This window comes from Conexibacter sp. JCM 18997 (assembly GCF_055391915.1).
This window is the reverse complement of the sequence record NZ_AP043885.1, coordinates 4899687-4912834: the sequence shown is the minus strand read 5'-3', so window position 1 is coordinate 4912834 and position 13148 is coordinate 4899687. Positions and strand designations below refer to the sequence as shown.

Here is a 13148-nt window from a genome sequence, read left to right as displayed (position 1 = left end):
CGCAACCGGAACCGTTTCCGGCGACGATACCTGCGCCCTCGTCAGACTGTCAAGCGACAACGGTCGCCTCCCGCCGGGCGGCCAGCCAGGCGACGCCTTGGCGGACCATCGAGCGCTCGTCGACGTCGCCGTCGCCGAGCTGCGCAAGCTCGATGCAGACAGGCAATCGCGGGTTCGACGGCAGCGCAGCCAGCACGCCATCGAGGTCGACGATGCCGTCGCCATAGGCCACCGATCGCGGGTCGGGACCGGCGTCGGCGACGTCCTTGAGGTGGACCATGGCCACGCGCGGCGCGACCGCGGCGGCCAGCGCGACCGGATCGTCACCCACGCGCAGCGCGTTGGCGGTGTCCAGGCAGACGCTCAGGCCGGGCACGGCGGCCAGCAGCGCCGCCAGCGCCGGGGTGTCGACGTCCCCGTGGTTCTCCAACGCGAGCGTGATGTCGCGGGCGCGGGCGCGCGCGTGGGCACGGCGCAGCGCGCGGGCCGTCGGCTCCAGCAGCCGGCCGTCGGGACCGCCCCGCGGGCGCAGCGCCGGATGCGCCGCCACGCAGCGCACGATCCGCACGCCGAGCGCCGGCGCGAGGTGGATCCAGGCCAGCAGGTCGTCCAGCGCGTCGGGATCGGTCCCCCAGCGCAGCCCGTAGGGATGCCCCCAGGCCAGCGCCAGCTCGCGCCCGCCCGCCGCATCGAGCAGCGCGCGGGCGTCGAGCTCGCCCGGCGGATCCAGGAAGACCGTCTCCAGCGACAGCACCTCGCCGCCGGCGTCGGCCATCTCGGCCACCAGCGCGGCCACGTCCGGGATCGGCGTGGCCCCCGGCCGCTCGCCCGGGCGGACCTCGCCGAGCAGGCGGTGGTAGCTGTAGGAGTCGATCCCGACCCGCATCTACGGGACCTGGAAGAGCTCGACGCTGATGCCGTCGTGGACCCGCAGATAGCAGACGCGCGCGCCCTCGTTGGGACCCGAGTCGATCGACACCGGGCCGTCCGGGTTCACCGGGCGCGCGCCCAGCGCGACGGCCCGCGCCCACACCGCGTCGACGTCGTCGACCCGCAGACACAGGTGCACGTTGCCCGGGTGCTTGGTGTCGTCGTCGCGCTGCTCGCGGCCGTCGAGCTGGTAGTCGAGCAGCTCGAGCACGCCCCCGCCGGGGAGGTCGATGATGCCCGCGTCGATCGTCACGCCGGGGTGGCCGACGGACTGCCCCAGGTACGGGCGTGACAGGCGGCCGCTGAAGCGGGCGGTGACGCCGAGGAACGCCTCCCAGAAGTCCAGTGCGGCGCGCAGGTCGGACACCGAGGCGCCGACGTGATGCACGCCGCGGACCTCAGTCAAGGTGCCAGACCTCTTGCGCGGTGAACAGCTCGCCGTTCTCATCGGTGAGCGCGACGATCAGGTCCTCGAAGTACTCCGACCAGCGCGTGTTGGCGTCGCTGGCGCCGATCTTGCCGAACGCGGTGGCCACGTCGGGCTCGGCCTCGCAGTAGGCGATGATCGTGGTGCCGCGACGGAAGAGGGAGTAGTTCGAGACGCCGCTGCCTTGGATGACCTCGACGAGCTCCGGCCAGATCTCGTCGTGGCGGCGCTTGTACTCGTCCTCGGCACCGGGACGGATCTCGAAGGTGAAGCAGAAACGCTCCATCTGAACCTCTCTCTCCTCGCTGGCTGGAACCGCTTCCGGTATCGTAACCGACATGAGGAGAAGTGAGGGCGGTCGCTCCAGCATGCGCGAGGTCGCGGACGCCGCGGGCGTCGCGATGTCGTCGGTCTCACGGGTGCTCAGCGGTCATCCTGACGTCTCGGAGAAGATGCGCGCGCGCGTGATGGTCGCGGTCGACGAACTCGGCTACACGCCCGACATGCTCGCGCAGTCGCTGCGCCGGCGGGCGACGCTGTCGATCGGCTTCGTGGCCGGCGACATCTCCAATCCCCTGATGGCGTCGATCGTCAAGGGCGCCGAGGCCGAGCTGCGCCGGGGCGAGTACTCGATGCTGCTGACCAACTCCGAGGGCGATCCGGATCGCGACGCCGAGCACGTCCGCCTGTTCGAGCAGCGCCGGGTCGACGGCCTGATGCTGTCGGTCGCGCGCGAGGACCACCCCGAGACGCTGGCCGCGCTGCGCGAGACCGACACGCCGCGCGTCGTCGTCGATCGCGCGCTGCCCGCCGACATGAACGCCTCCAGCGTCCTGTCCGACCACCGCTCCGGCATGCGCACCGCCGTCGGCCACCTGCTCGACCTCGGCCACCGCCGCATCGGCCTGATCCTCGGCCGTCCGGTCCGCCCCGCGCGCGAGCGCCTGCGCGGGCTCGAGGAGGCCTACGCCGACCGCGGGCTGCCCAACACCTACGTGGTCAGCGAGGGGGTCCTCTCCCCCCAACACGGTCGCGACGCCACCCGCCGCCTGCTCGACGCCCCGGACGCGCCCACCGCGATCATCACCGGCGGCAACCAGCTGCTGTCGGGCACGCTGATCGAGCTGCGCGACCGCGGTCTGGCCGTGGGCGCCGACGTGTCGGTGATCTCCTGCGACACGATCTCCACCACCGAGCTGCACCAGCCGCCGATCGCGGTCATCCGCCGGGACACGGTCGCCCTGGGGTCCCGGGCCGCGGAGCTGCTGCTGCGCCTGCTCGAGGGCGGCGCCGCGCCGGAGAGCATCACGCTGCCCACGGAGTTCGTGCCGCGCGAGAGCTGCGCGCCCCCGCGCGAGGTCGCGGCGCGATGAACTACACCCGTGACGTGGTCGACGCCGCCCCGGCGGCGCGCGAGGCGCTGATCACCATCAACGCCGCCGATGAGCGGCGCGCGTGGACCTTCGGCGAGCTGTCGGACGCCACCGCGCGGCTGTCGGGCACGCTGGTGGCCAACGGCGTCGGCCGCGGCGACGTGGTCATGACGCTGATGGGCAACCGCGTCGAGTGGGTGCTGACGCTGCTGGCCTGCTTTCGCATCGGCGCGGTGGCGCTGCCCTGCACCGAGCAGCTGCGGGCCAAGGACCTGTCGCTGCGCCTACGCCACGCCCGTCCCGCCGCGGTCGTCGCCGACGCCCGCAACCTCGACGAGCTGCAGGCCGCCGGACCGGACTGCCCGATCCTGCTGGCCGACGACGACGCGCTGCTGGCCGGCGCGCCCCAGCCGGCGGTCGACCTGGCCCCGGACGACCCGGCGCTGGTGATCTTCACCTCGGGCACGTCCGGCGAACCCAAGGCGGTGCTGCACGGCCAGCGCTACCTGGCCGGCCAGGCGCTGCAGGCCGAGCACTGGCTCGACGCGCGGCCCGGCGAGCTCGTCTGGTGCACGGCCGCCGCGGGCTGGAGCAAGTCCGCCCGCAACACGTTCATCGCGCCCTGGCTGCGCGGCGCGCGGGCGCTGCTGCACGACGCGCGCTTCGACCCCGCCCAGCGCCTGGACCTGATCGAGCGCGAGCGGGTCGACGTGCTCTGCATGGCCCCGACGGAGTACCGGGTGATCGCCAATCGGGCGACGTTGCGGCCGGTCGGCCTGCGCACCGCCGTGGCCGCCGGCGAGGCGCTCAACGCCGAGGTCGTGGGCACCTGGCAGGACGGCGCCGCGGTCACCGTGCGCGACGGCTTCGGCCAGACCGAGACGGGCGCGATCACCGGCATGCCGGTCGCCGAACCGGTCCGGCCCGGCTCGATGGGCCGCCCGCTGCCGGGCGTCGGACTCGACATCCGCGACGGGCAGATGTACCTCGATCCGGCGACCACGCCCACGTTCTTCCTGCGCTACCTCGACCACCAGCCCCACACCGGCTGGTGGCCGACGGGCGATCTGGTCGATCGCGACGAGGACGGCTTCCTGTGGTTCCGGGGCCGGGCCGACGACGTGATCGTCTCGGCCGGCTACCGGATCGGGCCGACCGAGGTCGAGGGCGCGCTGAACACCCACCCGGCCGTGGCCGACGCGGCCGTGGTCGGGGCGCCCGACGCGGAGCGCGGCGAGGTGGTGCGGGCGGTGATAGTGCTGCGCGACGGGTGGTCGGCCGACGACGCGCTGGTGCGCGCGCTGCAGGATCACGTGAAGGCCGAGACGGCGCCCTACAAGTACCCGCGGCTCGTCGAGTTCACCTCGACGCTGCCCCGCACGGCCAGCGGAAAGCTGCGCCGGGCGGCCTTGCGCTGAATGGTCAGGAGGGCTGGCAGTTGACAGCGCACAGCGTCTCTGGAAACGTTACCGGTAACGATGTGGACAACCGCGCAACGGCGTGGGATGAGGGGACTGGCGAGTGAGCACGACGGACGCGACGACAGCGGCAGGGACGATCAGGAGCCTGACCATCAGGCGGATCGAGACCGTCCCCATCCGCGTGCCACTGGGCCGCATCTACCGCGGCAGCTACTACGAGATGAGCCACCGCTCGACGATCGTCACGCGGGTCTTCACCGACGAGGGCATCGTGGGCGAGGCCTACGCCGGTGACGAGGACGCGGGCCTGCTGGAGATCGACGCGATCATCCACGAGGAGATCGCGCCCCGGCTGATCGGGGCCGACGCGATGGCCATCGAGCGCTGCTGGGAGCTCTCCCGGGGCGTGACGTTCAACATCCTGCGCGACCGCCGGCTCGGCCTCGTCGCCCAGGCCTGCGTCGACGCGGCTCTGTGGGACGCGATCGGCAAGGCGCTGGACCAGCCGCTGTGGCGGTTGTGGGGCGGCTACCGCGACCGCGTGCCGATGATCTCGATCGGCGGCTACTACGACGGCACGGGCACGATCGCCGAGGAGATCGAGCAGTTGCGCGAGGCCGGGATGGCCGGCATGAAGTTCAAGGTCGGCGGCAAGGACCCGGTGACCGACGCGGCTCGCTTCCGCGAGGCGCGCGCCGCCGGCGGCGATGACTTCATCCTGGCCGCCGACGCCAACCAGGGTTGGACGCGCGAGGAGGCGATCACCTTCGCCCGCCTGGTCGACGGCGCCAACCTGCGCTGGTTCGAGGAGCCCTGCCGCTGGCACAACGACCGCCGCGCGATGCGCGACGTGCGCAACATGGGCGGCGTCGCCGTGTGCGCCGGCCAGACCGAGTTCTCCGCGTCGGGGTGCCGCGACCTGATGGTCGAGGGCGCGATCGACGTGTGCAACTTCGACGCCTCCTGGTCGGGGGGACCGACCGAGTGGCGGCGCGTGGCCGCGATGGCCCTGAGCTTCGACGTGGCCATGGGCCACCACGAGGAGCCGCAGGTCGCGTCGCACCTGCTGTCGTCGATCTCCAACGGCACCTACGTCGAGTGCTTCCACCCCGATCGCGACCCGATCTGGTGGAACCTGATCGCCAACCGGCCCAAGCTGGTCGACGGCCAGCTGATCCTCACCGAGGCGCCCGGCCTGGGCTGGGAGCTGGACGAGGACTACATCGAGCATCACCGGGTCGCCCGCGCGTGAGCGGGATGCGGGCCGGGGCGGCGGCGGTCTCCCTGGAGCCGCCGCTGGGCCTGCCGATGGTCGGGTTCGTGCGCCGCTGGGAGCCGGCGCGATGGTCGGTCGGGGACCTCGAGGCGACGGCCGTCGTGCTGGAGTCCGACGGCACGCGCGCGGTCGTCATCGGCGTCGACACGATCGCCATCCAGGCCCCGATCATCGACGCGCTGCGCGAGCGCGTCGCCGCGGCGGTCGGGTGTGTGCCCGAGGCGGTGCTCGTGAACTTCAACCACACGCACTGCGCGCCGCCGGCCTCGCCCAAGCTGATGGAGCTGGGCGGTGGCGGACCGGGCGATGCCGCCGGTCCGGCCGTCGCGGCCTACGCCGAGCGGGTGCACGCCGCGATCGTCGACGTCGCGCTGCTCGCCGCGTCGCGCCTGGAGGAGGCCGCGCCCACCTGGGGCGTCGGGCGCTGCGACGAGTCGGTCAACCGGCGCGAGCGCCGCGGCGACCGCGTGATCCTGGGCTGGAACCCCGACGGGATGGTGGATCCCCAGGTGCCGGTGCTGCAGCTCCAGCGGGCCGACGGCAGCGCGCTGGCCACCGTCGTCGGCTTCGGCTGCCACACGGTCGCCGTCGGCCCTGACGTGCTGGCCTACAGCGCCGACTACGCCGGCCCGATGCGCGCCGCGGTCCGCGACTGGACGGGCGGCGAGTGCGTCTTCCTGCAGGGCGCGGCGGGCAACATCCTGCCCCGGGTGGCCTTCTCCCCGTCGCTCGAGCCGGCCCGCGCGATGGGCCGCCGGCTCGCGCTGGCCGCGCTGGATGCCGTGGCCGACCGGCCCGCCTGGGGGCGCCGGTTCGACCGTTCGCAGGACGGCTCGGTCACGCCCTTCCACCTGTACCGCCCGAGTGCGGGGGCGGCCGGGGACGTGACCCTGGCCGCCACGCAGCTCGACGTCGCCTTCCCACTGCAGGAGGTGCCGACGCTGGAGGCCGTCGAGGCCGAGCTGGCCGGCGTCGAGGCCCGGCTGGAGGCCGCCCGCGCCCGGGGCGCCGACGGCGGCGAGCTGAACGTGATCGGCTACGACGCCGTGTGGGCGCGCATCGTGGCCGACGAGCTGCGCGCCGGTCTGGTCAGCGACGCGCCCGTCGGGCCCGTGTGCGCGCTGCGCGTGGGCGATGGTGCGATCGTCACCGGCCCGGGCGAGATCTTCAGCGAGATCGGCCTCGCGGTCCGCGAGCGCTCACCGGCCGCCGTGACGCTGTACGCGGGCTACACGAACGGCCTGCTCACCTACTTCCCCTCCGCCGCGGCCTACCCGCACGGCGGCTACGAGCCGTCCCACGGCAACCGCTCGTTCGGCCTGGCCGCCCAGGTCACCCCCGAGGCCGACCGCCTGCTGGTGCGCGCCGGCGTCGACGCGCTGGCCGCCGTGTTCGACACGCCCCGGGTGCCCGAGGACGACGCGCTCCTCGCCTCCGGCCGGCTGCCCACCCCGCCTCCGGCGCTCGAGGCCGTCCGCCCCACCGGCTGAGGGCGCCCCGAACGACGGGCATCGAAGGCGAGCGGGCCTTGAGTCCCGTCCATTCGCCCGCGGCACTCGCGACCGTTGTCGGGTTTGCGTCGCTATGCGACGCCAGACCGACAACGACCGCTGGCAGTGACGCGTTGGCGCTCACATCCGCGACCGTTGTCGGGTTTGCGTCGCTATGCGACGCCAGACCGACAATGGTCGTGGCGGGGAGCGGTGACGCGCCACGGACCGCGGACGTGGGCGGCGGGGCGCGGCCCACGCGTCTTCGATGCCGTCGTTCGCCCGAACCCGGCCGAGTGACATATTCCCTCCGCTGAGCGGAGGGAATATGCCGTTCGGCCGTCAGAGGGCGAGGGCGAGCGGGTTCTCGAGGAGCTCGCGGATCTCGGTCAGGAACTGCGCGGCGTCGGCGCCGTAGAGGATGCGGTGGTCGCTGGCCAGCGTCATCGACATGATCGGCCGGACCGCGGGTGCGCCGTCGAAGGCGACCACCCGATCCTTGATCGCCCCGACGCACAGGATCGCCGCCTGCGGGACGTTGACGATCCCCTCGAAGCGGTCGATGCCGAACATGCCCAGGTTGCTGACCGTGAACGTGCCGCCCGACAGCTCGGGCGCGCTGATCTGCCCGTCGCGGACGCGGCCGGCCATGGCCCGCACCTCGGTGGCGATCGCGCCCAGCGACTTGCCGTCGGCGTTGCGCACGACCGGCACGACCAGGGTGTCGGTGGCGGCCACCGCGACACCGACGTTGACCTCGTCGTGCAGCTCGAAGCGGCCGTCCTTGTAGGACCCGTTCGCGCGCGGGTGGCGCCGCAGGGCGACGGCCGCCGCCTTGACGATCAGGTCGTTGACCGAGGGCGCCGGATCGGCGATCGCCTTCAGCTTGGCCCGCAGCTCGAGCGCGGCCGACATGTCGACCTCGACCTCGACCGCGAAGTCGGGCACCGTGGCGCGCGACTCGGCCATGCGGCGGGCGATCAGCTGCTGCGTGCGCGACAGGTCCTCCCCGGAGGCGGAGGCCACCGGGACCGGGACCGGCGTGGGCGTCGGCGTCGGCGTCGGCGTCTCGTCGGCCAGCGCCACCGCGACCGCGGGCTGCTCCTCGGGCTGCTCGGCCGGGACCTCGATCGTCGGCGTCTCGTCCGCCGCGGCGACCACGTCGGCCTTGAGCACGCGCCCGTACGGGCCCGAGCCGGTCAGGCCGACGAGCTCGACGCCAAGCCGCGACGCGATCCGCCGGGCCACCGGGGAGGCGTTGATCCCGCCGCCGCCGTTGACCGCGCGTCCGACGCCGGCCCCGACCGCGGCGCCCACCAGCGCCGGCTCACCGATGAACCCGATCGGCGCGCCGACCGCCACCGTCGAGCCGTCGGGCGCGCTGATCGACAGCGTCCCGGACTCGTCGGCCTCGTAGGCCATCGTCGCCTTGTCGGTCTCGATCTCGACCATCTCCTCCCCGCGCGTGACCTCGTCGCCGTCGGCCTTCAGCCAGCGCAGGATCGTGCCCTCCTCCATGGAGTCCGACAGGCGCGGCATCACGATCTCGCCCATGTCAGTAGGCGAGGGTGCGGCGCACGCCGTCGGCGATCCGCTCGGCGCTGGGGATCCACAGCTCCTCGAGGTCGCCGGCGTAGGGGATCGGGGTCTCGTCGCCGCCGATGACCAGCGGCGGCGCGTCGAGCGACTCGAAGTGGTCGCGCATCAGGCGCGCGACCAGGGAGGCGCCCCAGCTGCCGTCGTGCGTGCACTCCTGCGCGACGACCAGGTGGTTCGTGCGATCCAGCGATGCGCCGATCGTCTCGGCGTCCAGCGGCACCAGCGTGCGCGGGTCGATGACCTCGACCGACACGCCCTCGCCGGCCAGCAGCTCGGCCGCCTCGACGGCCCGGTAGCGCATCATCTGCGTGGCCACGATCGTCACGTCGTCGCCCTGGCGCACGATCTCGGCCTGGCCGAACGGCACCACGGCGGGCGTGTCGGCCACCTCGCCCTTGTGGTTGAACAGGTGCTTGTGCTCGAAGATGAGCACCGGATCGGGATCGCGGATCGCGCTGCGCAGCAGGCCGTAGGCGTCGGCCGGCGTGCCCGGCACGGCGATCTTCAGGCCCGGCACGTTGATGAACCAGTTCTCGACCGACTGCGAGTGCTGCGCGGCGAAGCCGGCGCCCGCGCCGTTGCCCAGGCGGATCGTCGCCGGGACGTTGACCTGGCCACCCGTCATGTAGCGGTACTTGGCCAGCTCGTTGGCGATGCCGTCGAAGCAGACCCCCGCGAAGTCGGCGAACATGATCTCGGCGATCGGACGCAGGCCCGACAGCGCGCTGCCGATCGCCGTGCCGATGATCGCCTGCTCGGAGATCGGCGTGTCGCGCACGCGGCGCGGGCCGAAGCGCTCCAGCAGCCCGTCGGACAGCTTGAACGGCCCGCCCGCCTCGGCCACGTCCTCGCCGAACAGGAAGACGCTCTCGTCCTCCTCCATCGCGTCGCCCATGGCCTGGACGATCGCGTCACGGTAGGTGATGGTCTGGCTCATGCGTAGACGTCCTCCAGTCGCGTCTCGGGCGCTGGGTCGGGCCAGCTCATCGCGCGCTCGAGCGCGTCGTTGACGGTCTTCTCGGCCTCGGCGCGCAGGGCGTCCAGGCGCTCCTGCTCGACGCCGGCGGCCAGCAGGTTGCGCTCGTGCAGCACGATCGGATCGCGCTCCAGCCATTGCTCCAGCTCGCCCTCGGGGCGGTAGGCGCCCGGATCGGCCCGCGAGTGGCCCTTGTAGCGGTAGGTCATCGCCTCGATGAACGTCGGGCCCTCGCCGGCGCGGGCCCGGGCGACCGCCTCGGCCACCGTCTCGTGGACGAGGTTGATGTCCATGCCGTCGATGCGCACGCCGGGCATCCCGTAGGAGTCCGCGCGCGTGACCAGCTCGGTGATCGGCGTCGTGTGGGCGATCGGGGAGAACTCGCCGTACAGGTTGTTCTCACACAGGAAGATCGCGGGGAGCTTCCACACCGAGGCCATGTTCATCGACTCGTGGAAGCCGCCGATGTTCGTCGAGCCGTCGCCGAAGAAGCACAGCGAGACGCCGTCGGAGCCCTTGTACAGCTCGGCGTAGGCGGTGCCCAGGATGATCGGCAGGTGGGCGCCGATGACGGCGAAGGAGCCGATCGCGCCGACGCGCATGTCGGTCAGGTGCATCGAGCCGCCCTTGCCCCGGCACAGGCCCTGCTCCTTGCCGAGGATCTCGGCGAAGGACTCGTCCAGCGGCGCGCCCTTGGCCAGCACGGCCGCGTGGCCGCGGTACGTGCAGGCCATCATGTCGGTGGTGCGCAGGGCCCGGCAGGCGCCCACGTTGACCGCCTCCTGGCCGGCGGCCAGGTGGGTCGATCCGCGCACCAGGCCGCGCGCGAACATGCGGTGGCACTCCTCCTCGAAGTGGCGGATCTCGAGCATCGACCGCTGCCAGTCGAGTTGCTCCTCCAGCGGCACGGCGGCCGCCGGGTTGGACGGTGCGGTCTTGCTCATCGGTGCATCGGCTCCATCGTGAGGTCAGTACATGAGCTGGCCGCCACTGACGTTGACGGTCGCGCCCGTGATGTAGGAGGCGTGGTCGGAAGACAGGAAGAGGACGATCCCGGCGAGCTCCGAGGGCTGGGCCATGCGCCCGAGCGGGACCATCTTGAGGAAGTTCGTGAGCGCCTCGTCGGAGGAGCCGTCGGTCATCATCGTCGTGTCCACGCCGCCCGGGGAGACGGTGTTGACGGTGATCCCGTCGGCGGCCAGCGTGCGGGCCAGGCCGCGGCTCATCGAGACGATGCCGCCCTTGCTGGCCGCGTAGACGACCGAGCCGCCGAAGCCGCCGGTCCACCAGCCCTGCGAGGTGAAGTTGACGATGCGCCCGCCGTTGCCCTGCTCGCGGAACAGGCGCGCGGCCCAGCGGTTGAGGAAGAAGGTGGCCTTGAGGTTGACGTCGAGCTGGAAGTCCCAGTCGTCCTCGGTGACGTCGTCGATCGTGTCGCGCCGGCGCAGGACCGCGGCCAGGTGGGCGAGCACGTCGAAGCGGCCGAAGTGCTCCAGCACCTGGCGCAGCACCGGCTCCTGAGCGTCGAGGTCGCTGATCGAGGCGCCGATGGCCAGGTGGCGGTCGGGCCCGCCCTCGAGGCCGGCGACGACCTGGGCGCAGGCGTCAGGATCCAGATCGACCACCGCGACGCGGGCGCCGGCCGAGGCGTACGCGGCGGCGACCTCACGGCCGATCCCACCCGCGCCTCCGGTGACGACGACCCCGCGGTCGTCGAGTCCCAGCTCCCAGCTCATCCTCTCTCCCTGAATACGGTACTGGTAACGATTCCGAAAACCTATCAGACCACCGGCAACGCGGGCGGCAACTCGGCCACCGTGACCCATCCCGGCGCCGCCGCGGCCACGCGCGCCACCGAGTTGGCCAGCACCGCCGCCGAGCCCGCCTGGGACGGCAGCCCGCCCGCGATCTCCATCCGCACCGGCGGCGTCGCGTCGACCTCGATCACGTCGCGCATGGTCAGCCCGGCGCTGCGCGGCGCGACGTGGCCGGTGAACTCGGCCACGAACCAGGGCTCCCCCTTGGCCACGGCGACGTAGCGCTGGACGAAGCCCGCCGTGCGCCCGCCGGCCAGCAGCGGCTCGATGTCGCCGTCGACGCGCTCGAGATCGACGCCCAGCGCCCGCGCGACCAGGCGCATCGACTGGGGGAAGCCGATGTGCCCGGTGATCGTGCCGGCGGCGATCCCGGCGGCGAACGCGTCGGGCGGGTAGCCGACGCCCAGCCGGGCCAGGATGGCCGGGCCGAACCCGGACAGGTCCACGACCCGCTCCACCCGCAGCGCGCGCACGTCGACGCAGGCGCCCATCGCGGTCAGCACCAGCGCGTCGAAGGCGAAGCCCGGGTTCAGCCCTGCGCCCAGGACCGTGACCCCGTGGGCGCGGGCCAGCGGGTCCAGCTCGCCCGCCAGCGCGGGATCGGTGGCCCACGGATCGGCCGCCTCCTCGGCGCTGGTCAGCACGTTGGAGCCCGCCTCGATCGCGGCGCGCACGTCGTCGGCGATGTCGGCCAGGAACGACGTGGTCGTGATGACCACCACGTCCGCCCCGCCCTCCAGCGCCGCGGACCGCTCGTCGCGGCCGAACGGCCCCTCGACGACGTGCCCGCGCCGGGCCAGCACACCCGCCACCGCGGTCCCGGCCTGGCCGACCCCGTAGATCGCCACCCTCACGGGATCAGCACCGAGCGCAGCACGCGGCCCGCGCGCAGGTCCTCCAGCGCGGCGTTGCCCTCCTCCAGCGGCCGCTGCACCCGGGTCAGGTGCTCGGTCTGCAGCTGGCCGGCCAGGTACAGGTCGATCACCGCGCGGATGTCGTCGGGCGTGAAGCCGCGCGAGCCCATCACCGACAGCTCGCGCCAGATCAGGTCGCTGGAGCGCGCCCGGAACTGGTCGACCGATGCGCCGACGAGCACGATGCGCGCGCCGTAGCCGCCCAACGCGATCGCCGCCTCGTCCAGCGCCGCCGAGTCGGCGCACTGCACGATCACGTCGGGTCCGTCGGGGCCGATCGCCTCGCGCGCCTGGTCCAGCGGCACGGCCGCCTCGGCGCCCAGCGCCCGGGCCAGCGCCAGCTTCTCCTCGCTGCGGCTGACCGCGATCACCCGCGCGCCCAGGCCGCGCGCGACCTGCACCGCGTTGGACCCGATCCCGCCGATCCCCAGCACGACCACCGTCTCCCCCGCCTGCACCCGCGCGATGCGGGCCAGCGCGTGGTAGGGCGTGCCCACCGCGTCCGTGAGCACGGCCAGCGTGGCCGGGTCCACGTGCGCCGCCGGCACGATCAGCGTCGACGCCGGGCGCACGACGTACTCGGCGAACGCGCCGTCGACGTCCACGCCCATGCGCTGGACGTGCGGCCCGAGGTTGGGCCGCGGCGCGTCGGGCGGGTTATCGATGTAGTAGAGCGCGACCTGGTCGCCGACGCGCAGACCTTCGACCCCGTCGCCCAGCGCGTCGACCACACCCGCCGCCTCGTGACCGGGCACGACCGGCAGCTTGTCGGCGCCGAACCCGCCCTTCTGCAGGAACAGGTCCGAGCCGCACACGCCGCAGGCCTGCACGCGCACGCGCACCTGCCCGGGACCGGGCTCGGGCACCTCGCGCTGCACCAGCTGAAGCGGCGCGTCGACGGCGGGCAGGAGCAGGGCACGCATCG

General features: G+C 73.2%; 13 protein-coding genes. 4 read left to right on the top strand and 9 right to left on the bottom strand.

The features are described from left to right. Positions 1-49: 49 nt before the first annotated feature. Genes ACZ5UI_RS24615 through ACZ5UI_RS24605 form a run of 3 tightly spaced genes read right to left on the bottom strand, consistent with a single transcriptional unit; the run spans position 50 to position 1643 of the window. The gene (locus tag ACZ5UI_RS24615) at positions 50-886 is read right to left on the bottom strand and encodes a sugar phosphate isomerase/epimerase family protein (protein ID WP_464192115.1); all 837 of its coding nucleotides are present in this window, start codon (positions 884-886) and stop codon (positions 50-52) included. Further along, positions 887-1336, bottom strand: a complete 450-nt coding sequence (locus ACZ5UI_RS24610; RefSeq protein WP_464192113.1) for a VOC family protein — start codon at positions 1334-1336, stop codon at positions 887-889. Next, positions 1329-1643 (bottom strand): L-rhamnose mutarotase, encoded by a 315-nt coding sequence (locus ACZ5UI_RS24605; protein ID WP_464192111.1) that lies wholly within the window; start codon positions 1641-1643, stop codon positions 1329-1331. The genes ACZ5UI_RS24610 and ACZ5UI_RS24605 overlap by 8 nt, the downstream gene beginning before the upstream one ends. Positions 1644-1695: 52 nt before the next feature. On the opposite strand from ACZ5UI_RS24605, the gene ACZ5UI_RS24600 reads away from it, so the two are divergent. The 4 genes from ACZ5UI_RS24600 to ACZ5UI_RS24585 all read left to right on the top strand — a co-directional run bounded on the left by ACZ5UI_RS24600 (position 1696) and on the right by ACZ5UI_RS24585 (position 6917). Next, on the top strand, positions 1696-2730 hold the full coding sequence (locus ACZ5UI_RS24600; RefSeq protein ID WP_464192109.1) for a LacI family DNA-binding transcriptional regulator: 1035 nt from the start codon (positions 1696-1698) through the stop codon (positions 2728-2730). Then, a complete protein-coding gene (locus ACZ5UI_RS24595) occupies positions 2727-4148 on the top strand; it encodes an acyl-CoA synthetase (protein WP_464192107.1) in 1422 nt (473 codons plus the stop codon). Before ACZ5UI_RS24600 ends, ACZ5UI_RS24595 begins: the two co-directional genes overlap by 4 nt. Positions 4149-4332: 184 nt before the next feature. Then, complete coding sequence (locus ACZ5UI_RS24590) at positions 4333-5403, top strand: mandelate racemase/muconate lactonizing enzyme family protein (RefSeq protein ID WP_464192106.1); 1071 nt, start codon at positions 4333-4335, stop codon at positions 5401-5403. Then, on the top strand, positions 5400-6917 hold the full coding sequence (locus ACZ5UI_RS24585; protein WP_464192104.1) for a hypothetical protein: 1518 nt from the start codon (positions 5400-5402) through the stop codon (positions 6915-6917). The genes ACZ5UI_RS24590 and ACZ5UI_RS24585 overlap by 4 nt, the downstream gene beginning before the upstream one ends. A 342-nt stretch (positions 6918-7259) precedes the next feature. On the opposite strand, the gene ACZ5UI_RS24580 is transcribed toward ACZ5UI_RS24585, so the two are convergent. The 6 genes from ACZ5UI_RS24580 to ACZ5UI_RS24555 are packed head-to-tail and all read right to left on the bottom strand — an operon-like array spanning position 7260 to position 13146. Continuing rightward, positions 7260-8471 carry a dihydrolipoamide acetyltransferase family protein gene (locus ACZ5UI_RS24580; protein ID WP_464192101.1) on the bottom strand — a complete coding sequence of 404 codons (1212 nt, stop codon included), beginning with the start codon at positions 8469-8471 and terminating at the stop codon, positions 7260-7262. Position 8472: 1 nt separating this feature from the next. Next, on the bottom strand, positions 8473-9453 hold the full coding sequence (locus ACZ5UI_RS24575) for an alpha-ketoacid dehydrogenase subunit beta (RefSeq protein WP_464192099.1): 981 nt from the start codon (positions 9451-9453) through the stop codon (positions 8473-8475). Further along, positions 9450-10436 carry a thiamine pyrophosphate-dependent dehydrogenase E1 component subunit alpha gene (locus tag ACZ5UI_RS24570; RefSeq protein WP_464192097.1) on the bottom strand — a complete coding sequence of 329 codons (987 nt, stop codon included), beginning with the start codon at positions 10434-10436 and terminating at the stop codon, positions 9450-9452. Before ACZ5UI_RS24570 ends, ACZ5UI_RS24575 begins: the two co-directional genes overlap by 4 nt. Positions 10437-10460: 24 nt before the next feature. Then, entirely contained in the window at positions 10461-11228 is a 768-nt protein-coding gene (locus tag ACZ5UI_RS24565) for an SDR family NAD(P)-dependent oxidoreductase (RefSeq protein WP_464192095.1), read from the bottom strand. Positions 11229-11272: 44 nt separating this feature from the next. Next, entirely contained in the window at positions 11273-12163 is an 891-nt protein-coding gene (locus ACZ5UI_RS24560) for a 2,4-diaminopentanoate dehydrogenase (RefSeq protein WP_464192093.1), read from the bottom strand. Further along, complete coding sequence (locus ACZ5UI_RS24555; RefSeq protein ID WP_464192091.1) at positions 12160-13146, bottom strand: alcohol dehydrogenase catalytic domain-containing protein; 987 nt, start codon at positions 13144-13146, stop codon at positions 12160-12162. The genes ACZ5UI_RS24560 and ACZ5UI_RS24555 overlap by 4 nt, the downstream gene beginning before the upstream one ends. Between the last annotated feature and the right edge of the window lie 2 nt (positions 13147-13148).